This is a genomic window from Aliivibrio sp. S2TY2, assembly GCF_028765525.1.
GTDB classification, from domain to species: Bacteria; Pseudomonadota; Gammaproteobacteria; order Enterobacterales; family Vibrionaceae; genus Aliivibrio; species Aliivibrio finisterrensis_A.
This window is the reverse complement of the sequence record NZ_JARACS010000005.1, coordinates 258,443-282,094: the sequence shown is the minus strand read 5'-3', so window position 1 is coordinate 282,094 and position 23,652 is coordinate 258,443. Positions and strand designations below refer to the sequence as shown.

Genomic DNA, 23,652 nt, shown 5'->3' with positions numbered 1-23,652 from the left:
GTAAGCAGCAATTAAATATTTACTAAAACTTTAACTCGATCAACTATTTTATCTCGACCACATCACAGGATTGAACTTATTATGGCAACCATTAAAGACGTTGCAAAAGAAGCAGGGGTATCGGTTGCCACGGTTTCTAGAGTGGTAAATAAATCACCAAAAGCAAGCAAAGCAGCTATCGAATCGGTTAATGCGGCGATGCAAAAACTGGGATATCGCCCAAATGCAAACGCTCGAGCATTGGTCAGTAAGAGTACCAATACGATTGGCGTAATGGTGGGTGATGTGTCTGATCCCTTTTTTGGATCACTGCTTAAAGCCGTTGATACCGTTGCTCAAGCGCATCAAAAACACTTACTGATTGGCAATGGCTATCACGATGCGACCACAGAGAAAGAAGCTATCGATCTTTTAATTAATAACCGTTGTGAGTCTCTGGTGATCCACTCAAAAGGGTTAAGTGATCAAGAGCTGCTGCAATTTGCGAAAGAAGTTCCAGGATTGGTTATTATTAATCGCCATATCCCTGAAATGGCCGACCGTTGTATCTCATTAGATAACCAACACGGTGCAAACTTAGCGACAGAGCATTTAATAGCTCAAGGCCATACGAAAATTGCTTATATTAATTCTGAACATGATATTGATGATAGCCATCACCGTAAAGCCGGCTATCAGCAAGCATTGCACGCTCATGGGATCAATTTTAATGAAGAGTATTGCGCCGAAGCACAGCCAACGGATGAAGGCGGTGAGCAAGCAATGATTGACCTATTATCTCGTAATTTACCTATTACGGCGGTGGTTTGCTATAACGATTATATGGCCGCAGGGGCGTTATCCGCGCTTGAGAAACAAGAGATTGCGGTTCCTAAAGACATCTCTTTAATGGGGTTTGATAATGGTTTAATTGCTAAATATTTACATCCAAAGCTCAGTACAATTGATTACCCTATCCAAACCATGGCAAAACAAGCGGCTGAACTTTCATTAGCACTAGTGTCTGGTAATTCAAGCATGACTAAAGGCACCATTTTCCAAGCGTCTTTAATTGAGCGTTCGTCGGTAATAAAGCAAGAGAACCCTGATTCTTAATCTCGATCCCTTTCCAATCAACTTACTGTGATTACTTAATCATATGTAATCGCAGTAAGTTGCTTATGTATACGCTTCCAACTTTTCTAACATCAACTCTTTCTTGAACGGTTTTGCTACGTAATCATCCATGCCAGATTGATAACACTTATCGATATCTTCAACAAATACGCTGGCGGTTAAGGCAATGATTGGCAAACGTGCAACCATTTGCTCTTGCTCCCACGCTCTTATTGCTTCTGTTGCAGCAAATCCATCCATCACTGGCATCATACAATCCATTAATATTAGTGAATATACTGTGGTTTTCGCTGTCACCATATTCACGGCTTCTTGGCCATCATTGGCTAAATCGACATTAAACCCTTCTTTTTTCAATAGTAAAGAAGCCACTTTTTGATTCACTAAATTATCTTCAACAATCAGAATGGTTTTGGTTTCTGCATTTTCCTCTTGAGTGCTCATAGGCACATCATCAAGACAGTCGAGAGGTAATACCGCTTCATGCTTGTTCTTATTTGATTTTAGAGCCTGATTTATTGCATTACAGAAACGATTACCTAGCAGAGGGTAAATCACGAGCCCATCAATAGTATGATTAAAATCGGCTTTTTCATCTCCGTGTTTTCGACAAATAACCAATCCCGGTTTCTGAGATAAGGCATTAATTCTATTGATATCGTTATGCGTTAGAACCAATGAGTGCTGACAATATATGATCACATCATAATTTAATGCTTGAGATTCAAGCTCATCGCTATTCTCACGTATTGTCGTCGACAGGCCTAGCTGATTACATTCCGTATTTAATTGAGACGCATACGCTTTATTGTTGCTAATGATTAAACACTGAGTTCCGTTGTATTTAGTAACTTTTGACGCGGCTGATCCCAGCACGTCAACATCCAGCATAAAATAAAATTTACTACCAAAGTCTTTTTGTGAATCGACCTTAATCTCACCGCCAAGTAATTTCACTAACTGGTGGCAAATTGCAAGCCCTAGCCCGGTACCACCAAACTGACGAGTAATTGAGCTATCTTCTTGAGTAAATGGTTCAAATATCTGTTGGAGTTTATCTTTATGAATACCGATGCCAGTATCTTTTACCGAGAAGAGTAATTTACCTCTAGTCTTCGTTTCTTCTTCATAATTAATTGATAAAATAACCGCCCCATTTTGAGTAAACTTAACGGCATTAGACATTAAATTCATCAATACTTGGCGTAAGCGGTGCTCATCTAGCATTACCGTATCTGGAAGGTTTGGGGCCAGTTCTATTTGCAAAGCCAGCCCTTTATCAGAGGCTTTACTTAATACGACGGTTAATGTGTCGTAAGCAACTTCAGCTACATGAGATTGCTGTGGTACTAACACAAGATTACCTGATTCTATTTTAGATAAATCAAGAATGTCATTGATAAGTAAGAGCAACGCCTGAGAAGACGTTTCTATGGTACTCAAATATTCAGATTGAACTGGGTTTAGATCCGTTTCGGCTAAAATATCAGACATACCTATGATGCCGTTTAGCGGTGTTCGGATCTCATGAGACATGTTCGCTAAGAAAGAGCTTTTGGCTTTAGTGGATGATTCCGCTTTAACTTTCTCGATTTCAAGAGATTCTGTTTTCTTATTAAATGACGAGATCAAAGACCCTATCTCGTCATTGTATTCGTAATTGATGTCTATTTTTTTGTTAGACACACTCTCATCAATTTGCTTTGAAATCAATGCAATAGGATTAATCAAACTTCGGTTAATAAAGTAATAAGCTATAATTACACACAATAATAAAATAGGAACTATCCCTAATTCTATATTGATAATTTGAGCGTAGATTTCATCTGACACGGTTCGATAAGAATTAATTACTTTTATCTGCCAGTTAAAGGCTTCCATCTGATGCGTCACAACATACATGTCTTCTTGTACATTAAACTTATAATCCGCAATCATGGTGTCGCCATTGTTAATGACGATGCCTAATTTATTCTTTTCTGCTTGCGCTTCAATGACACTGATTAGCCCTTTTAAAGAAATGTCTATGGTTGCCACCCCAACGAACTGCCCTTGATTAAAATAGGGTTGAGAAGCTGTGATCATTTTTTGTTTCGTGAAGGGGTCAATATAAACATCAGCCCATGAAATATGATTAGTGCTATTTTCATGGGCTACAGAGACATACCAAGACTCGTTTTGATAAGGCGATTCACTTGGAATGTTGTAATCATTGATCAGTGCAATTTTGCCCTCTTCATCACGAGAAAAAAACAAACTAGCGAGAGTCTTAGATGGGATAAAAGTGTTTGGCTCTGGCCATATACCACCACTAATAATAATGTCATCGCTTTCTTTGAGAACGGAAGAAAGCATGTTTTGAATGTTCTCTGGCGTATTGCCACTAACAGCAACACCTACCAACGCATGCAATGTAGAAAGGGAATGATTCAGGGGTGCATCTATTTCTCGTGACAGAAGCTGAGTTCTTAAATCAAGATTATTCTCTAAGTTTGTACGAATAGGAGATTGAACAACATAATAAGTAACACTACCGATAATGGTAATTAAGAAACAAACGTAGCATCCCAATGCAAGCATGCTTTTTTTCTTGAGAGACATGTTATTCGCCATACAGAACCTAGCCACTTATCTTCTTGATTTATTAATTAACTATAATCAGCATAGGTAGATTTAGCTGAGAAGTCATATTAATTTATGATCTACTCCGCATTAATTTCTAAAACAAAAAATCCCTAACCAATGAATGAGTAGGGATTCTATTATTATGCTACTAGCCACACGCTATCTAGACAATAAATTGATATCGAGTCTCATGCTGATAGGTATCACTCGGTGACAGAATAGTGCTTGGCTGAGGCCATTCAGGGTGATTTGGCGCATCTGGCAAGAATTGCGTTTCTAATGCCACGCCTGAATAGTCTTGATACTCACCATCGATACGATTTGGTGTGCCTGCTAACCAGTTTCCTGTATACAACTGTATTGCAGGTTTTGTGGTCACTACATGCATTGTAACTAAGCTATCAGGAGAGGTTAGGCTTGCTGCACACTCCCCTTTTGCACACGCTTTATCTAACACAAATGAGTGGTCATAACCTTTGGCGTTATCTTGGTCTTTGTCTAGCATAAAATCTTGTGAGACCACTTTAGGATCGGTGAAATCGAAGTTGGTGTCTTTTACTTTTTTCCATGCGCCTTTTGGAATGCCTACGTCAGTCGTTGGTACGTACTCATTAGCATTAACGCTTAAGATATGATCTAAACTCAGATGTTCAGTATCTGCACCAAGTAAATTGAAATAAGCATGATTGGTCAAATTAACCGGGGTTGATTTAGTCGCTTGTCCGTTATAACTGATCACGATTTGATTATCATCAGTCAGTTGGTAGGTAACAGAAACCGTTAGCTCCCCCGGAAAACCTTGGTCGCCATCAGGTGAAATTAAGCTAAATTCAACGCTGTTTGTCGTTTCTTTTACGACTGACCAACGTCGCTTATCAAACCCTTCTGTACCACCGTGTAAAGTATTGCCTGCTTGATTGGTATCTACTTGGTATTTAGTGCCATCAATTTTAAACTGACCATTCGCAATTCGATTGGCATAGCGACCTACAGTAACACCCATATAACTTGCTTGTTTTTTAAAACCAGCCATTGTTGATTGACCCAGTAAGACTTCACGTAGTTTACCTTTTACTGGCACTTTACAGCTTAACCAGGTTGCGCCGATGTCCATAAACACAGCGCGCATTCCGTTTTCATTTTTGAGTTCGAATAACTGAGCAAGGCGACCATCGCTGGCCGCCTCCTTTGTCATGGTTTCGAACAATGTTGATTGTTCTGTCATGTGTATTCCTTACAGCACTTCTACTAAACCTGCACCATTTTTTGCTTGGCACACATAAATTGATTCTTTTAGGCCTGTTGCCGCTTCATACAGTTCTTCAACCGCCGCTTTAACTTCATCCACTAATACTGGCGGAACCAAAGCCACGATACAGCCACCAAAACCACCACCTGTCATACGAACGCCGCCTTCTGTACCAATCACGTTTTTAACGATATCAACCAAGGTATCGACTTCTTTTACTGTGATTTCAAAATCATCACGCATCGAGGCATGAGATTCAGCCATAAGAACAGCCATGCGTTTCATATCCCCTGACGCTAACACTTTTGCCGCTTCTTCGGTACGATCATTTTCTGTAATCACGTGACGCGCACGTTTTGCGACCATTTCATCCAATTCATGTACTTTTGCGTTGAACTTTTCAATGCTTACATCGCGCAGTGCTTTTACACCAAAGATACGTGCGGCTTCTTCACATTGTTCACGGCGAGTGTTGTATTCTGAATCAACTAAACCACGTTTTTTGTTTGAGTTAATAATCACTACCGACATATCTTCTGGCATGGATACCGCTGTGGTTTCTAGTGAGCGACAATCGAGTAACATTGCGTGGTTTTCGTTACCTTCCGCTGAAACCATTTGATCCATAATGCCGCAGTTACAACCAACAAATTCGTTCTCTGCTTGTTGACCATTTAGCGCGATTTCTGCTTGGCTGATGTTTAGGTTATACAGCTCTTTAAAGGTTTGTCCGATAACCACTTCTAATGCAGCTGATGAGCTAAGACCTGCACCTTGAGGAACATTACCCGAAACTGAAATATCTGCCCCTTTGAATTCAAAACCACGACCGATTAAACATTTCACCACGCCACGAATGTAATTCGACCACATTTTGTTTTCTTGGAATGTGATCTCTTGAGTAATATCAAACTCGTCGGTTTCATTACCATAATCTACCGATACGACACGAACAATATTGTCATCACGCTTTGCAGCTGCAACGACCGTTTGGTAGTTAATCGCACAAGGCAATACAAAACCATCGTTGTAATCGGTGTGTTCACCAATTAAGTTCACACGGCCCGGCGCTTGAACAATGTGTGTTGGAGCGTAAGAAAGTACTGAGTTAAATGCGTCTTTTACGTTTTTAATTAAGTTTGTCATAATCTTGTTCTCAAAATTTTGTAGGGATTTCTATCTTTAGGTTTCAGGTCGGTCGCAAGCTCCCTTGCAGGTTTCAGGGTTACATTCATTAAACCACCATAGTCACAACAAATACCCCTGAATCCTTTAGCGAAGCGTCCTTAAGCAAAGCGCCCTGCTTTTAATCTTTATAATGCACATCACTCACATCACGCAGTTTTTGCGCGGCTTGCTCTGCGGTTAAATCTCGTTGGCTTTCGGCTAACATTTCATAACCCACCATGAATTTACGAACCGATGCAGAACGAAGCAGTGGCGGATAAAACAGTGCGTGTAATTGCCAATGTTCAATATCAGTACCCTCTTCAAAGAAAGGCGCATAATGCCAACCCATTGAGTATGGAAATGAGCATTGGAACAAGTTGTCGTAACGGCTGGTTAGCTTTTTGATTGCTAACGCCAAATCATCACGTTGCTCGTCCGTTAATTCACTCATGCGGCGAATGTGTGTTTTTGGTAATAGCATGGTTTCAAACGGCCATGCAGCCCAATAAGGGACAACAGCAATCCAATGTTCTGTTTCTACTACCGTACGTTCGCCATCTTTTAATTCTGATTCAACATAATCAACTAACAAGTTTGAACCGTGTTCTTGGTAATACTCTTTTAAATGTTTTTCTTTGCGCTCAATCTCATTGGGTAGGAAACTGTTTGCCCAGATTTGACCGTGTGGATGCGGTTGAGAACACCCCATTGTCTCGCCTTTGTTCTCAAATGCTTGAACCCAAACGTACTCTTTACCTAGCTCTTCAATTTGATCGTTCCATGTATCAATCACATTACGAATTTGACCAACTGGCAGCTCTGGTAAGGTTTTGCTGTGATCTGGCGAGAAGCAAATCACTCGGCTTAATCCTCGAACCCCTTGTGTTTTAAATAGCGGATTAGACGATTGCGGTGCTTCTGGTGAATCTGTCATTAGTGCGGCAAAGTCATTACTGAATACGTAAGTGCCTTTGTAATCTGGGTTGGTGTCACCAGAGATACGATCATTGGTTGGGCATAAGAAACAGCCTTTGTCGTATTGTGGTAATTCAGCCGTTGATGGTTTTTCATCTTGACCACTCCACGGACGTTTCGCACGATGTGGTGATACTAAAATCCACTGACCCGTTAATGGGTTATAACGGCGATGCGGATGATCTACTGGGTTAAACTCAACATTTGACATAATTTTTATACTCAATTCTTTTTAATAAAATACAGATGAACCCAGATACTTATATTTGTCGCTCTAACCATGCTTTTCTCTGAACTCTGCCAAGGAGCTTGCGACTGATCTGAATTCTGAACTCTTAATCTTTTAGCTCTTAATAACCCTTTGGATTATTCGACTGCCAGCGCCATGTATCCGCACTCATTTCCATTACATTGCGAGTCGCTTTCCAGCCTAATTCTTTCTCTGCTTTTTCTGTGCTTGCCCAGCATTCAGCAATGTCACCCGCACGACGTGGACACAAGGTATAAGGAACTGGCTTTCCTGATGCTTCAGCAAATGCCTCAACCATTTCTAAAACACTTGAGCCTTTACCTGTGCCTAAGTTGTAAATATGAAGGCCTGATTTTTCACCCACCGCTTTTAATGCGGCAATGTGTCCATCCGCTAAGTCCATCACATGAATATAATCACGAACGCCGGTGCCATCTGGTGTTGGATAATCATTACCAAATACAGATAATGATTCACGACGGCCCACCGCAACTTGTGCGATAAATGGCATTAGGTTATTTGGAATACCTTGAGGATCTTCGCCCATAGTGCCTGATGGATGCGCGCCTACTGGGTTGAAATAGCGAAGTAAGGTAATGCTCCAATCGTTCTCTGCATCAAACAGATCAGAGAAACACTCTTCAACCATGTATTTACTGCGACCATAAGGATTTGTGGTTGCGCCAGTTGGTGAGTTCTCAGTAATAGGAACAACAGCAGGATCGCCATAGACGGTTGCCGATGAGCTAAATACGATGCTTTTTACATTCGCTTTTCGCATTGAGCGAGCTAAAACCAATGAGCCGTTAACGTTGTTGTCGTAATACTCTAGAGGTTTAGCAACAGACTCACCGACGGCTTTTAATCCCGCAAAGTGAATAACCGATGAAATAGTGTGTTCAGCAAAAATACTATCTAAAAAGGCTTCATCACGAATGTCTCCCTGATAAAAGACAGGACGAACTTGAGTTAACGCTTCAATGCGATCAAGCACTGCGACTTTGCTGTTTCCCAAGTTATCCAAAATGATAGGCTCAATGCCTGCTTCAATCATTTGAATACATGTGTGGCTACCGATATAGCCCATTCCGCCTGTTACTAATACTTTCATGATTAACTCTTCCTGCTAGATTTTAGTAAAGTTTACCAGTGCATTTAAAATAATATCGTGATCACTTTCAAATAAATGTAAACGTTTACACTAAATTAAATCATACGCTATTTACACACTCTTCTAATAACAAAAAAGGCCGCACCTTTGACAGTAGCGACCTTCTTTAATTTTTAGATTACTTAATGATTAAGCTGTAACAGATTTTTGAGTAGTAGTCTTCACTGTATCTTCACTCTCAATAAATTCAGGATTAAAGCCATCATGTAAACGGTAATAACGCTGATACACCAAGCCACTCACTGTCATAAGTATCGCCGGAACACCTGCCATCATAAAGTGAAGTCCCATGATAGTTTCTGCTGATTGCGCTACGTTTGGAATGTAACCTACAATCGATAACCCCATACCAACGATAAAGCCACCTGCTGCACCTGCAAATTTCACAAGCATTGTTTGAACTGAGAAAATAACACTCTCACTGCGGCGACCGGTTTTATATTCACCGTAATCAACCACATCCGCTAGCATTACGGTTTGCAAAGCATTTGCAATACCCACACCAAACTTAATTGCTGCACCAGCACAACCAATTAATAAAGCATTACCAGGAGAAACAATACCCATAACAATTAGAAGCACACAAGACACTACAGGGAAACCACACGCCATTAACCATAAATATTTACGAGGGAAAAGTGTCGCTAAACGTGGGAATAAAAAGACACCAGCCACTTCAGCAATACCTGCAACCATCATATAAATCGGAAATAGTTCAGGATTACCCAACGCGTAAGTGAAGTAGTAAATAGCAAAACCGCCGACTAATAAATTCGCAATTTGAAAAGATAATACCGTACCAATCAACGCTTTTAATTGATCGTTTTTACCAATGATAATCAGTACATCTTTAAAGCTAAATTTCTCTGCTTTAACGCTTGTTTCTCGAACTGGTTCTTTTACATTACGAGCAATTAAGAAGGCACTTAATACAAATAAAACCGCAATTAACATCGCAACATTAAAGAAACCATCACCTTGGTTGCCTTTACCTAACTCACCCACAATATGTAGGCCATAAGTGCCGGTAATAAACCATGCAAGGCTTGCAAACAAGCGAGGCCATACCACCAACTTTTCACGTTCTTGACGAGAACTAGATAACGCAGGGATCATTGACCAATAAGGAATATCCATAATGGTGTAAGTTAAACCCCAAAGGATATAAGCGGCTGCTGCATAAATGTATAACGTAGTGCCTTCAAACATGTGTGTACTAAAAAGACCAACAAGGACAACTGCATTTAAGAGCGTGCCAATCACAATCCAAGGGCGAAACTTACCAAATTTAGAACGGGTATTATCAACAATAACGCCCATCATCGGATCAGTAATAGCATCAATAATACGGGCAGCTAAAAAGATCGTTCCCACAAACGCCGCAGATAAGCCCGCCACGTCGGTAAAATAAAACATTAAAAATATATAAATCGGCGCACAGGCAAAATCTTTTCCTAATGCACCAAGACCGTAAGAAAGTTTAGTTTGTAGAGTAATTTTTTCAGACATCTTATATTCCTTTCCGATGGTGGAAGTTCTCTTTTTAACTAGAGATTCATTCCTACTTAATTGATGATGCCATGCTACCCACTCCGCAACCATTATTCCGTGACCAAAAACTACTTTATGGAAACGTTTCCAGTTATATTCCAAAAATGAGATCTTAACGCTGATCTACCCCATCTTGTTATTTTTAAAGATAAAAAAAACCTTTATTTAAATGCAAATAAATTACAAATAAACAAAGGCTTATCTAGCACATGACGCTTTATTGTTAGCGTTTACAGTTTTTTTAATTTGATTAACATAGCACTTTCAGCATCTAGAATGGGCATAGTCAGCCCCACGTCTTCGCACCATTCACCTGATAACTGGCAATCGGATTCTGTCCAAAAAGGCTGATAATTTACAATCTCATTATAATTGGCGGGTTTATCTAAAATGCTCACCTGATATATCGCACTACGATCTAAGCCGGGAATACGTAAATGTCCACTTAGCGAATTGGTTGGCATTGCTAATTGTGCCAACAAAACGATGGCTTCAGAGTGATCATTCGCCACTACCGCATGAATTTGATGTGCCTCATCATCCGATGGAATTCGCCATGTTCGACCTGTATGCAATAACGGACGTAATGTTTTATGCAATTGAATGTAGCGCTCAAACCCTTGTTTTTCCTCTTGCAGCTCTTTAACCGGATCAAGCTCAATACCCATGTGTCCGAATATCGCCGTTAACCCTCTAAACTCAATGCTATGGCGACGACGAGTGCTGTGACAATGGCTTGAACCAATGTGACTGCCCATCACTTCAGGAGGGAAGAAATAACTCATGCCTCGTTGAATACGTTGTCGCTCTAACGCGTCATTATTATCCGATGGCCAAAAACGATGCGTACGCTTTAACACTTCAAAATCAATACGCCCACCACCTGCCGCACATGATTCAATATCAACCTTTGGATGTGCCGTACGGATCTTATCGACCAATTGATAGTAACGCACCACTTGTTGATGCCCAGCAGCATGACCATTATGAGCTGGCTGCACCACCTCACGGTTCATGTCCCATTTAATATAATCAATGGCATATTGGGTTAAGAAATGATCTAATCGTTCATAAAGATAGTTAAACGCGTCATCATTTTGCAGGTTAATAACGTATTGGTTACGTCCTGTTGGCTGATCATAACCTTCAACTGCCAGCAACCAATCAGGGTGTTGACGATATAAATCAGAATCTTTATTGATCATTTCAGGTTCAAACCAGAGACCAAACTCCATTCCTAATTCGCGTACATGATCAATAATTGGTGCTAATCCATTTGGGTATTTATCTGCATCTAAAAACCAATCTCCCAACGCGGCTTTATCGCCATTTCGACCTTTGAACCAACCATCATCAATAATGAAACGCTCGACGCCCATTTGAGCCGATTGCGTTGCCATTTCCATAATGTAGTCAGGATCATGCTCAAAATAGATCCCTTCCCACGTATTAAGGTGAATTGGTCGTGCCGTATTTATGATTTGCTTATCAAGAATTGATTCTCTGACATGAGAGTGAAATTGATGACTCATGCCATTCAATCCTTGATTACTGTAACTTGCATATAACCACGGTGTTGTTAATTCCTCACCTTGTTGCAAGCTAATTTCACCCGGAAGATATATCACTTCGGCCTGCATATAACGACGGCCATCGGCTTTTACATCAACACGCAAACGGTGATTACCACTCCATGCAAAATGAAATCCATACACATCGCCTTGCATTTCATCAAAGTGACGGGTGCCTGCAACTAATGCCGGGTAATGCTCATGAGAGGTACGTCCACGACGGTTTTCTTGTTGGTATCCACCTTGTTGTAATGGCTGACGAACCGTTTGAAATTCATGAACCCAGCGACCGTAATACGTCATTAGCTCCGCAGCACGAACGGGTAACGGTAAAGTATTTGCTAATCGATTAACTTGGTAAGGTGTTGATTTTATATTAATAAGAGAGTGACGCGTTTTGATTACATCTTGTTTATCTAAACTCAGCTCCGTTATCATTCGTAATCCTGCAAGTGCATCTTCACTTGTTAGAGTGACGCTGTGTGCATTTGACTCAACCTCTGTGATTACAAATACAGGAGCCCAATCCGCACCATTGCGATGCCCTTCAAGGCATGGACTGCTGAATACGCCTCGGCCTAACTCTGGAGCCAGCGTCATTGCAACATCATTATCCAAACGACCGTAAGGAACTGGACGCAAAAGTGAAGAACAGAAAGAAGTGATATCACCACTTACAGGCTTCCCCCAATGTAGGATCTCTGCACATTCACCAACGTCAATAATCACTTGGCTATTTGTACCCGTTAATACAATGATTTCTTTTTGCGTCATGAGATAAACCGTAAGCAGCTTTAATTGCCCTCTATAATAAAGAAAAAAATGAATCTTTCTGTGAATTACTGCAAACTTATGGAAACGTTTACAGAAAATAAAATTTCACTTTTAAACCCAGTAAATCGGATAAAAAACAGATAAAACAAAGCATTTAATGTGATAAAGATCACGATTAACAGGATAAAAAGGAAGATAAATTAAAAATGACGACTCCGTCATGTAAACGTTTCCAGAAATTATTTACACTGCCTTCATATTAGTGCGAAGGGTAACGATTTCCCCCTTTTGTTGCTTATTTCGCACCCTCATTAAATCAGTACGTAGGAATATCACGATGGAATTTTCAGCCATTTTGCAACGACGCGATTGGGAAAACCCACAGTCGGTTAATATTCATTGCTTAAAAGCACACAGTCCATTAGCCAGCTTTCGCTCTCTTGCTGACGCACAAGAAAATCAGCGTTCTCAACGCACTTCATTAAACGGACAATGGAAATTTCACTTATTTTCGGCACCAGAAACCGTCAATGGTGAATTCATTCAACCTGAATTTGATGATACGACATGGAATGACATTACCGTGCCTTCAAATTGGCAACTTCAGGGTTATGACAAACCTATTTATGCCAATGTAAAATACCCATTTGATGTCAATCCTCCTTATGTTCCACAAGAGAACCCAACAGGTTGCTACCGAACAACACTGTCATTAACAGAAGAAAATCTTACAGAAACACAGCGTATTATTTTTGATGGCGTTAATTCGGCTTTTCATTTGTGGTGTAACGGTGTGTGGATTGGTTATAGCCAAGACAGCCGTTTACCTACTGAATTTGACCTAACAGAACACCTTCATGTTGGTAGCAATACCTTATCTGTCATGGTGATCCGTTGGAGTGATGGCAGCTATTTAGAAGATCAGGACATGTGGTGGCTAAGTGGAATATTCCGCGATGTCACTTTATTATCAAAACCAAAACAGTGCATTGAAGACGTATTTATTACCCCTGATTTAGATGCCTGTTATCGTGATGGCAGCTTATCGATTGTCACGACCATTAATGCTCCAGTGACATCACAAATTCAAACTCAGCTTTTTGATGAAAACGGTGCCGTTACTGATCCTATCATCGCTTCGCCACATAACCGACGCATTGATGAGCGTGGCTCGTACGATAATGTTATTTTCCAAACACTGTCAGTTCGTGATCCAAAGAAGTGGACCTCAGAAACCCCTAATCTATACCGTCTTGTTGTTTCATTATTAGATGAAAATGGACAACATATTGAAAGTGAAGCCTATCACGTTGGTTTTCGTAAAGTCGAAATCCACGATAGTCAGCTAAAGCTAAATGGCCAGCCTTTGTTGATCCGTGGGGTGAACCGTCATGAACACCACCCAGAGCTTGGACATGTCATGACAGAAGAAGACATGATCCGCGATATCTGTTTGATGAAACAATACAACTTTAATGCCGTACGTACCGCACACTATCCTAACCACCCTCGATGGTATGAACTGTGTGATCAATACGGTTTGTATGTGTGCGATGAAGCCAATATTGAAACGCATGGCATGATCCCAATGAACCGCTTATCAACCGATCCTCAGTGGACCCACGCCTACATGAGTCGTTATACACAAATGGTGATGCGAGATAAAAACCACGCCTCTATTATTTTATGGTCGCTGGGTAATGAATCAGGCCATGGCAGTACTCACAATGCGATGTACGCTTGGTCAAAACAGTTTGATCCCTCTCGTCCTGTGCAATACGAAGGCGGTGGTGCAAATAGCACAGCTACTGACATCATTTGCCCAATGTACGCCCGTGTAGATACCACCATTGAAGATGAAGCTGTTCCGAAATGGCCTATAAAAAAATGGGTTTCATTACCTAATGAACAACGCCCATTGATCTTATGTGAATACGCACATGCGATGGGAAATAGCCTAGGTAGTTTTGATGACTATTGGAAAGCCTTCCGCGAATACCCTCGCCTTCAAGGTGGTTTCATTTGGGATTGGGTTGATCAAGGGATCACTCAACACGATGAAAATGGACAACACTTCTGGGCTTATGGTGGTGATTTTGGTGATGTCATTAATGATCGTCAATTCTGTATTAATGGATTGATGTTCCCAGACAGAACACCACACCCTACGCTAGAAGAAGCAAAATACAGCCAACGAATGATCAACATTGAATTGATAAATCAAACATCAAATCAATGCACTTTACGCATTCATAATGAGCACCTTTTCCGTGCGGCTGATAATGAAGTATTGCAATGGCGTTTATTAGAAAATGGCGTTGCTGTATTAACCGGTGATCACGTATTAAGTATCGAGGCTAACGATAACGAAACCGTTAATCTAGACCTTGAATTCACCACAAAACCACAAGCGCAGTACCACTTATCCATCGATGTGACGTTACTCAGCGATACGCCATGGGCATCCACAGGTCATGTGATGACAACTGAGCAGTTTGTATTAACCAATCCAAATGGGTTAACGCTTCCTGCTACAAATGCTCTTATTGCTCCTTTATTAACAGAAGATGACAATCACATATTTATTACCAGTCATAACGAAGTGCATCAATGGCAATTGAACCGTGCGACGGGCCTTCTAACTGATTGGCAAGTCAACGGTGAGCCTCAGTTTTTAGCATCACCAAAAGATAACTTTTTCCGTGCACCATTAGATAATGACATTGGTGTGAGTGAAGTCGATTTTGTCGACCCAAATGCGTGGGTATGTCGCTGGGAAGAAGCCGGTATAGGTCACTGGAAGCAAGAGTGTATAAAGTGTCATGCCAATGCCACATCTGATTCTGTTCTGGTGAGTTCAACGTTTGCATACCAACACAACAATCAAATTCAAGCACTCTCTGTTTGGAATTATACCTTCTGTGATGATGGTGAAATGTCGCTTGATATCTCAGTAACATTGGCAGATCACTTACCACCAATGCCACGTATTGGGCTAGAGCTTGAGTTGCCACTAAAACATAATAATACCAACATTTCATGGAAAGGATTAGGGCCATTTGAGAACTACCCTGACCGCTTAGCCGCTGCCCGTTTTGGTCACTACACTCAATCATTAGAAACGATGCATACACCGTATATTTTCCCTACAGACAGTGGGTTACGCTGCGATACTAAGTGGTTGCAAGCAGGTGATATTGAAATTATGGGAGACTATCAATTCAATGTCAGTCAATACAGCTTAGCTCAACTAACAAAAGCCAAACACACTAATGATTTGTATGAAGAAGATACGGTCTATTTACGAATCGATCATAAGCACATGGGCGTTGGCGGCGATGACTCATGGAGCCCAAGTGTTCATAAGGAATATCAGTTAACCGATAAATCTTACCGTTATCAATTAAGTTTTAAACCTAAAACGCAGTAAACTCACTACTCTCAAATCAAATCCTCAGAATCGCCGTTCTGAGGATTTTTTTTGTTTTTCTTATCGCTATGTTAATTACATTGCTTTATTTAAAGATAAAATCCTTTATATTAAACAAGTTACTTCATAACAAACCAATACACCCTACAGCACAAATAAGAATAAGAGATTTCTATGGCGACCATTAAAGACGTAGCAAAAGAAGCAGGCGTATCGATTGCGACGACATCACGAGTCATCAACAATGCCCCACACACCAGTGAGAAAGCGATTGTTGCAGTCAAAAAAGCCATGGAAACCTTAGGTTATCGCCCCAATTCAAACGCTCGTGCTTTAGTAAGTAAAACATCAAATACCATTGGCGTGTTAGTAAATGACGTTTCTGCTCCTTTCTTTGGCTCTATGGTAAAAGCCATTGATACGGTTGCTAACGAACAAGGAAAACAGGTTCTTATTGGTAATGGGTATCATGATGCAACCAAAGAAAAAAACGCCATTGATTTACTAATTAATAGCCGTTGTGAATCATTAGTGGTGCACAGTAAAGGGTTAAGTAATGACGTTCTGATTAAATTAGCGGATGAAGTTCCAGGAATGGTTCTTATTAATCGCTTTATTCCTGAAATTTCCTCTCGCTGCATTGCACTTGATAATTACAAGGGCTCTTACCTTGCAACAGAGCACTTGATCCGCCAAGGGCACCAACACATCGGTTATATCTGCTCAAGTCATGAGATTGATGATGCTTATGATCGTAAAGCCGGTTACTTACAAGCATTAGAAGATAATAATATTAAAGTAAAAGAAGAATATATTGAATATGGCGAACCCGATGAAGAAGGCGGAGAACAAGCCGTAATCAATTTGATTGCTAAGAACACCCCCATTACAGCTATCGCTACTTATAACGATTATATGGCGGCAGGATGTATGGCATTATTGCAAGAAAACGGAATTCGTATCCCTGAAGACATGTCAGTCATTGGTTTTGATGATGGTCATATTGCTCGCTATATTTATCCTCGATTAACGACTATCCGTTATCCTATCCAAATCATGGCAAACCAAGCGGTAAACTTATCTCTCAAGTTAGCCAGTCGCGATACAGAAGAACAAACAGAGCATAAATTATTTATTCCAATTTTAGTTCGTCGCTCTTCTGTTGGTTGTATTTCATCAAAATAAAAACCATTAAGCCAACAAACCCAAAAGATTTTCGATAAAATGCGACGATTGTTTCTAAATACTAAAAGTTTTACTAAATTAGTTATAATTTGAGTATCGTAGCAAGTGTTAATTCAGTACTATAACTACAGAACAAATAACAAGACGTTTTGGCTGGAGGATGAATGGCAACGTTAAAGGAAATAGCCAGCGAAGCTGAAGTTTCATTGGCAACGGTATCTCGTGTATTAAACGAAGATCCAACACTAAGTGTAAAAGAAGAAACCAAGCGACGTATTTTCGAGATAGCAGAAAAGCTTGAGTACAAAACCAGTTCGACCCGTAAACTGGCCAGTGCTTTACCTCAAGTAGCAAAAGAACAACTGCACTTCCTTGCTTTATATAATTACAAACAAGAAACTGAAGTGAATGATCCTTACTACCTTGCGATTCGTCATGGTATTGAAACTCAATGTGATAAATTTGATATCACATTAACCAACAGTTATGAAAGCAGCCTAGAGATAAAGAACCCAAAGGTAGATGGTATTTTACTGGTTGGCCGTCAAACAAAAGAACAACTAAAAGCAATTCAAAAGATCAGCAAAAACATTGTTTATATTGATTATACCGATCACGATCAAAACTTTGATTCTGTCGATATTGATCTTGCTCGTATCAGTAAAGAAGTCATCAACTACTTCATGAACCAAGGTTATCAACGCATTGGTTTTATTGGTGGTCAAGATGATATTGATTGTTCTGATATTCGTGAAGAAGTGTTTGCAGAATACGGCCAACTAAAAGGCGTGGTTTCAGAATCCGATCTCTACCGTGGTGACTTCTCCAGCTCATCAGGTTATAAACTGGCTAAAGCAATGCTAGAAACCGACCATGCAAATGCGCTGTTTATTGCTTCAGACTCTATAGCTATTGGTGTATTGCGTGCGATTCATGAAAAAGGGTTACGCATTCCTGAAGACATTGCTTTAATCAGTGTCAATGACATACCAACTGCCAAGTTTACCTTCCCGTCACTCTCTACCGTTCGCATTCATTCAGAGCTAATGGGAAGCCAAGGTGTTAACTTATTGCTTGAACGCCGTCGTGATGAGCGAGTGATCCCTGTTCGTGTGTATATTCCAAGTAAATTACGCTTGCGTGATACCACTAAAAAATAACTAAAAACTTTTTTTATTTTAATAAAAGCAGCGTTTATCACGCTGCTTTTTTTGCACCTAAATTTTAACGATTTACTCTACTCTTTTCTATTTCTGCACAATACACCATCACTTCACGATTATTTTATCTATTTATTAATCAATTAAGGTTAATGAATTGTTTCTACAACTCTTATTAACGTTACCAAGCTCACAAAGCTCAGTTCAATATGTGACCAAGTTAAAAGTAAAACAATTTACCGATTTGTTTTACTAAAACTTTAGTTAATATCTTTTACCAGAGAGTTATTAATTACCTATTTATAAGAACTATCGGCATCGTCCGGGAGGCTACACGTGAACAATTGGGAAAACTTCTTCCGCCTTAATGAAAACAGAATGGCACCGCGTGCTTACTTTTTCTCATACGATTCAGTTCAGTCTGCAAAGACATTCCAACGTGAATTAAGCAGCCACTACCAGTTATTAAGTGGCCAATGGACTTTCAACTTCTTCACTAACCCACTGCTTGTACCTGATGAGTTCTACTCTGAGCACATGAGCGATTGGGGCAACATTACCGTTCCAAACATGTGGCAAATGGAAGGTCATGGCGATCTTCAATACACAGATGAAGGCTTTCCTTTTCCTATCGATGTTCCTTTTGTACCAAGTGACAACCCTACTGGCGCTTATCAACGAACCTTCACGTTAGGCGAAACTTGGAACAACAAACAAACCATTATTAAATTTGATGGCGTAGAAACATACTTTGAAGTGTACGTAAACGGTAGCTACGTTGGTTTTAGTAAAGGTAGCCGTTTAACTGCTGAATTTGATATATCTGAATTTGCACAACAAGGTGAAAACCTGCTTTCTGTTCGTGTAATGCAATGGGCTGATTCAACTTACATTGAAGACCAAGACATGTGGTGGACTGGCGGTATCTTCCGTGATGTTTACCTCGTTGGTAAAGAGCAAGTTCATGTTCAAGACATTACTATCCGCACTGATTTTGATGCAAATTACCAAAGCGCGACACTGTCTTGCAAGGCAGATTTAGAAAACCTAACAAACAACTCAGTATCTAATTATTCACTTGATTATGCACTATTTGATGGTAAGGCTGTTGTTTCTGAAGGTACCGTAAATTCACTCACTTTTGATGCAAACCATCGTGTAGATATCAAGATTGATATGGAAAACCCAACGCATTGGACGGCAGAAAATCCTTACCTGTACCAACTTATCCTGACTCTAAAAGATGAGAATGGTAAAACATTAGAAATCATCCCGAACCGTGTTGGTTTCCGTGATATTAAAGTGCGAGATGGCCTGTTCTACATCAACAATAAATACGTCATGCTTCATGGTGTGAACCGCCACGATAACGATCATTTAAAAGGTCGCGCTGTGGGTATGGACCGTGTTGAGAAAGACATCGTTTTGATGAAGCAACACAACATCAACTCGGTACGTACTGCTCACTACCCTAATGACCCACGCTTTTATGAACTGTGTGACGTTTACGGTCTGTTTGTTATGGGTGAAACTGATGTAGAAACGCACGGCTTTGCTAACGTCGGTGATTTAAGCCGCATCACCAATGATCCTGCATGGGAACACGTCTTTGTAGAGCGTATTGAACGTCATATTCATGCTCAGAAAAACCACGCTTCTATCATCATGTGGTCGCTAGGTAACGAATCGGGTTACGGCTGTAACATCAAATCTATGTATGATGCAGCAAAAGCAATTGATGACACGCGTCTGGTTCATTATGAAGAAGATCGTGATGCTGAAGTGGTTGATATCATCAGTACTATGTACTCTCGTGCTCAACTAATGAATGCCTTTGGTGAGCATCCGCATAATAAACCACGCATCATCTGTGAATACGCACACGCTATGGGTAACGGTCCTGGCGGGTTAACTGAATACCAAAACGTGTTCTACAAACATGACTCAATTCAAGGGCATTATGTTTGGGAATGGTGTGATCACGGCATCCTAGCGAAAGACGAAAACGGCACTGAATTCTTAAAGTACGGTGGCGATTACGGCGATTATCCAAACAATTACAACTTCTGTATGGATGGTTTGGTTTACTCAGATCAAACTCCAGGTCCAGGCTTAAAAGAATACAAGCAAGTTATCGCACCGGTTAAGATCCAAGCTAAAGATGCAGCAAACGGTGTTTTCACGGTAGATAACAAACTATGGTTCTCTAATCTTGATGACTACACCATTACCGCTGAGATCCGTGCTGAAGGCGAAACACTGCAAAGCACAACATTCAAAGTAGAAGGCTTAACTGAAAACTCAAGCCGTGACATTGAAATTACATTACCAGAGCTAGACGGCCGTGAAGCCTTCATTAACTTCACTGTTCGTAAAGATTCTCGCACTCTGTATAGCGAAGCGAATCACGATATTGCAGTTTATCAAGTTCAGTTAAAAGAAAACACAGAGCATCTTCCAGTGTTCTCTAACAGCAATGCAATCGCACTTGATATCACAGCATCTCGTTTAGATTATGTGGTAAAAGGGTTGAACTTTGCGCTTACTTTCTCAAAAGTGAACGGTAAATTAACCTCATGGGTTGTAAACGGTGATGAGTTAATTGCCAGCGCACCTAAACTGAACTTCTTCAAACCAATGGTGGATAACCATAAGCAAGAGCATGAAGGTCTATGGGAGCCTGCGCATCTTCAAATCATGCAAGAGCACTTCCGCTCTATCGACCTTGATGCCTCAAACGGTAAAGCCATTTTCACGGTAACCAGCATTATTGCGCCACCTGTGTTTGATTTTGGTATGCGCTGTACTTACGTGTATGAGATCAACAAAGAAGGTCAGCTAAACATCCAACTCTCTGGTGAGCGTTACGGTGATTACCCTCATGTTATCCCTGTGATTGGTTTAGATTTAGGCATCAACAATGAGTTTGACCAAGTTCAATATTATGGTCGTGGCCCAGAAGAGAATTATCAAGACAGCCAACAAGCAAACATGATTGATGTATACCAAACCACCGTTGCTGATATGTTTGAGAACTACCCGTTCCCACAAAACAATGGTAACCGTCAGCACGTTCGTTGGGCATCGTTAGCTAATCGTCACGGTTCTGGTCTATTTGTTAAGCCTGAGCAAGAGATTAACTTTAGCGCTTGGTTCTACACGAGCCAAAACATTCATGAAGCACAGCACACGATTGAACTTGAGAAGAGTGGTTACATCACACTTAACCTTGACCATAAACTAATGGGCTTAGGCTCAAACTCTTGGGGCTCTGAGGTGTTGGATTCATACCGTGTTTACATGGATAAATTCCAATACGCACTGACTTTGGTTCCATTTCAACAAGGTGGCTGTTCACCAAAAACATTGGCGAATCACACATTCATCTCAAACACAGCATTCACTTCAAAAACAACAATTGAAGGCGGAGAAAAGTAATGATCATTTTAGACAACCTAGAACAATTTAAAGTGGTATATCGTGACGGGCGTAAATGGAACCGTTGTGTTGAAGCGATTGAAAACATTGGCAACCTAAGAGATGGGATCATGTATTCAATTGGTGATTCTCTGGTGTACATGATTGAAGATGGCGTGGCTAAAAACACAGAAACCTTTGTTGGTAACCGCCGATACTTTGATATTCATTACTACCTAGAAGGCCGTGAAACCGTAGAGGTTGCGAATAAATCTGAGCTAGAAAGCGTGCAAGCGTATTCAGATGAAACCGACCGTGAGCATCTAAACGGTAATGGGCAAATACACCAACTATGTGAAGGTCAAGTCGCGGTATTTGATAACAGCAAAGCCTACAAATTCCATGGCGATAGTCGTGTTCGTAAAGTGGTTCTAAAGGTCACTATCGAAGATGGCTACTTCCTGAATAAATAAGTAATACCTGAAATAAAAAACTATGAGAGGGGTTGGATCTTAACCGACCAAACCCCTCCTACCCTACAATATGTGATTCATCGGAGTACCTTATGTCTACATCAACTCGAGGCACAATAGGCAAGTTCGCCTTACTGTCTATGACTTTTGCTGCAGTTTATAGCTTCAATAATATCATCAATAATAATATTGAAATCGGGCTATCTTCTGCACCTATGTTCTTCTTGGCTACCCTGTTCTACTTTGTTCCATTCTGTTTAATTGTTGCTGAATTTGTATCGCTTAATAAAAGCTCTGAGGCTGGCGTTTATGCTTGGGTAAAAAGCTCATTAGGCGGTCGTTGGGCATTCATCACCGCGTATACTTACTGGTTCGTTAATCTATTCTTCTTTACCTCTTTGCTACCAAGAATCATCGCTTATGCCTCTTATGCGTTCTTAGGGTTCGAGTACATATTTACACCATTAACCACTGCGGTATTAAGTACCCTACTGTTTGCGGTAGCGACTCATGTATCAAACAATGGTGCGAAATTACTAGGTCCAATTACCTCGCTAACCTCATCATTAATGCTTCTGCTTACTCTTTCTTACATTCTGTTATCAGGCGGCGCGTTAATTGGTGGTATTGAGCCAGCAGATCCAATCACAATCGAAGCAATGACCCCATCATTTAACTGGGCGTTCCTTGGCGTAATCACGTGGATCTTCATGGCGGCTGGGGGTGCAGAATCGGTAGCGGTTTATGTAAACGACATTAAAGGCGGTCACAAGTCTTTCGTGAAGGTTATCATCATTGCGGGTATCTTCATTGGTGCGCTTTACTCTGTGGGATCTATCTTAGCGAACGTATTTGTCCCTCGTGAAGTATTGAAATTTACAGGTGGCTCAGTACAAGTATTTGAAGGTTTAGCAAGACACTATGGTTTATCTGAAATCTTAATGAACCGTTTTGTTGGTGTGGTTTCATTTACGGCAATGCTTGGCTCTCTTCTAATGTGGACTGCAACTCCGGTTAAGATCTTCTTCTCTGAAATTCCAAAAGGCATCTTCGGTGAAAAGACGGTTGCACTAAACAAACAAGGTGTGCCTGAGCGTGCAGCATGGATTCAGTTCTTAATCGTTATTCCACTGATGTTTATTCCTACATTAGCGTCTGATACGGTACAAGATTTAATGAGCACAATAATCAATATGACAGCGGCAGCTTCTATGCTTCCACCACTGTTCATCATGATTGCATATTTGAATCTACGTTTAAAATTAGATCACCTAGAGCGTGATTTTAGAATGGGCTCTCGCCTTACTGGTATCACAATTGTTTCTATTCTAATTAGTATTTTCACGGTAGGTTTCTTTGCGTCAACCTTCCCAACTGGTGCAGATGTCATGACGATTATCTTCTACAACGTTGGCGGCATTGTTATCTTCCTTGGTTACGCATGGTGGAAATACAGCCAATACGAGAAATCACTAAGCAAAGAAGAGCTTATTGAGGAATCGAAACCTGCGGTTCAATAATTCACCAGTTTTTAA

At 40.5% G+C, this 23,652-nt stretch carries 14 protein-coding genes; 7 read left to right on the top strand and 7 right to left on the bottom strand.

The features are described from left to right. The first annotated feature begins 81 nt into the window (after nucleotides 1-81). Nucleotides 82-1,095: a substrate-binding domain-containing protein gene (locus PVK63_RS10835; RefSeq protein WP_274440447.1), complete on the top strand. Its 1,014-nt coding sequence runs from the start codon at nucleotides 82-84 to the stop codon at nucleotides 1,093-1,095. Between the two features lie 63 nt (nucleotides 1,096-1,158). Here PVK63_RS10835 and PVK63_RS10830 read toward each other — a convergent pair whose 3' ends face one another. From PVK63_RS10830 to PVK63_RS10800, 7 genes are all read right to left on the bottom strand, one after another. Then, the gene (locus tag PVK63_RS10830; protein WP_274440446.1) at nucleotides 1,159-3,717 is read right to left on the bottom strand and encodes a sensor histidine kinase; all 2,559 of its coding nucleotides are present in this window, start codon (nucleotides 3,715-3,717) and stop codon (nucleotides 1,159-1,161) included. 187 nt (nucleotides 3,718-3,904) lie between these two features. Then, the gene (gene galM, locus PVK63_RS10825; protein WP_274440445.1) at nucleotides 3,905-4,966 is read right to left on the bottom strand and encodes a galactose-1-epimerase; all 1,062 of its coding nucleotides are present in this window, start codon (nucleotides 4,964-4,966) and stop codon (nucleotides 3,905-3,907) included. A 9-nt stretch (nucleotides 4,967-4,975) separates the two neighbouring features. Continuing rightward, complete coding sequence (gene galK, locus PVK63_RS10820; RefSeq protein WP_274440444.1) at nucleotides 4,976-6,136, bottom strand: galactokinase; 1,161 nt, start codon at nucleotides 6,134-6,136, stop codon at nucleotides 4,976-4,978. A 160-nt stretch (nucleotides 6,137-6,296) separates the two neighbouring features. Continuing rightward, a complete protein-coding gene (locus PVK63_RS10815) occupies nucleotides 6,297-7,346 on the bottom strand; it encodes a UDP-glucose--hexose-1-phosphate uridylyltransferase (RefSeq protein ID WP_155686286.1) in 1,050 nt (349 codons plus the stop codon). 139 nt (nucleotides 7,347-7,485) lie between these two features. After that, nucleotides 7,486-8,496, bottom strand: coding sequence for a UDP-glucose 4-epimerase GalE (gene galE / locus PVK63_RS10810; protein ID WP_274440443.1), 1,011 nt, complete (start codon nucleotides 8,494-8,496; stop codon nucleotides 7,486-7,488). A gap of 189 nt (nucleotides 8,497-8,685) precedes the next feature. Continuing rightward, entirely contained in the window at nucleotides 8,686-10,065 is a 1,380-nt protein-coding gene (gene melB, locus PVK63_RS10805) for a melibiose:sodium transporter MelB (RefSeq protein WP_274440442.1), read from the bottom strand. A gap of 272 nt (nucleotides 10,066-10,337) precedes the next feature. After that, nucleotides 10,338-12,452 (bottom strand): alpha-galactosidase, encoded by a 2,115-nt coding sequence (locus PVK63_RS10800; RefSeq protein WP_274440441.1) that lies wholly within the window; start codon nucleotides 12,450-12,452, stop codon nucleotides 10,338-10,340. Nucleotides 12,453-12,789: 337 nt separating this feature from the next. Here PVK63_RS10800 and PVK63_RS10795 point away from each other — a divergent pair, with 337 nt between their 5' ends. The 6 genes from PVK63_RS10795 (at nucleotide 12,790) to PVK63_RS10770 (ending at nucleotide 23,637) form a co-directional block, all read left to right on the top strand. After that, on the top strand, nucleotides 12,790-15,882 hold the full coding sequence (locus tag PVK63_RS10795; protein WP_274440440.1) for a beta-galactosidase: 3,093 nt from the start codon (nucleotides 12,790-12,792) through the stop codon (nucleotides 15,880-15,882). Between the two features lie 174 nt (nucleotides 15,883-16,056). Next, complete coding sequence (locus PVK63_RS10790) at nucleotides 16,057-17,067, top strand: substrate-binding domain-containing protein (RefSeq protein WP_130048297.1); 1,011 nt, start codon at nucleotides 16,057-16,059, stop codon at nucleotides 17,065-17,067. 164 nt (nucleotides 17,068-17,231) lie between these two features. After that, nucleotides 17,232-18,227, top strand: a complete 996-nt coding sequence (ebgR, locus tag PVK63_RS10785) for a transcriptional regulator EbgR (protein ID WP_130086458.1) — start codon at nucleotides 17,232-17,234, stop codon at nucleotides 18,225-18,227. A gap of 336 nt (nucleotides 18,228-18,563) precedes the next feature. Beyond that, complete coding sequence (gene ebgA, locus PVK63_RS10780; RefSeq protein ID WP_274440439.1) at nucleotides 18,564-21,665, top strand: beta-galactosidase subunit alpha; 3,102 nt, start codon at nucleotides 18,564-18,566, stop codon at nucleotides 21,663-21,665. After that, nucleotides 21,665-22,117 (top strand): beta-galactosidase subunit beta, encoded by a 453-nt coding sequence (locus PVK63_RS10775; RefSeq protein ID WP_130048294.1) that lies wholly within the window; start codon nucleotides 21,665-21,667, stop codon nucleotides 22,115-22,117. Before ebgA ends, PVK63_RS10775 begins: the two co-directional genes overlap by 1 nt. A gap of 92 nt (nucleotides 22,118-22,209) precedes the next feature. Continuing rightward, nucleotides 22,210-23,637, top strand: a complete 1,428-nt coding sequence (locus PVK63_RS10770) for an amino acid permease (protein ID WP_130086460.1) — start codon at nucleotides 22,210-22,212, stop codon at nucleotides 23,635-23,637. Nucleotides 23,638-23,652 lie beyond the last annotated feature (15 nt).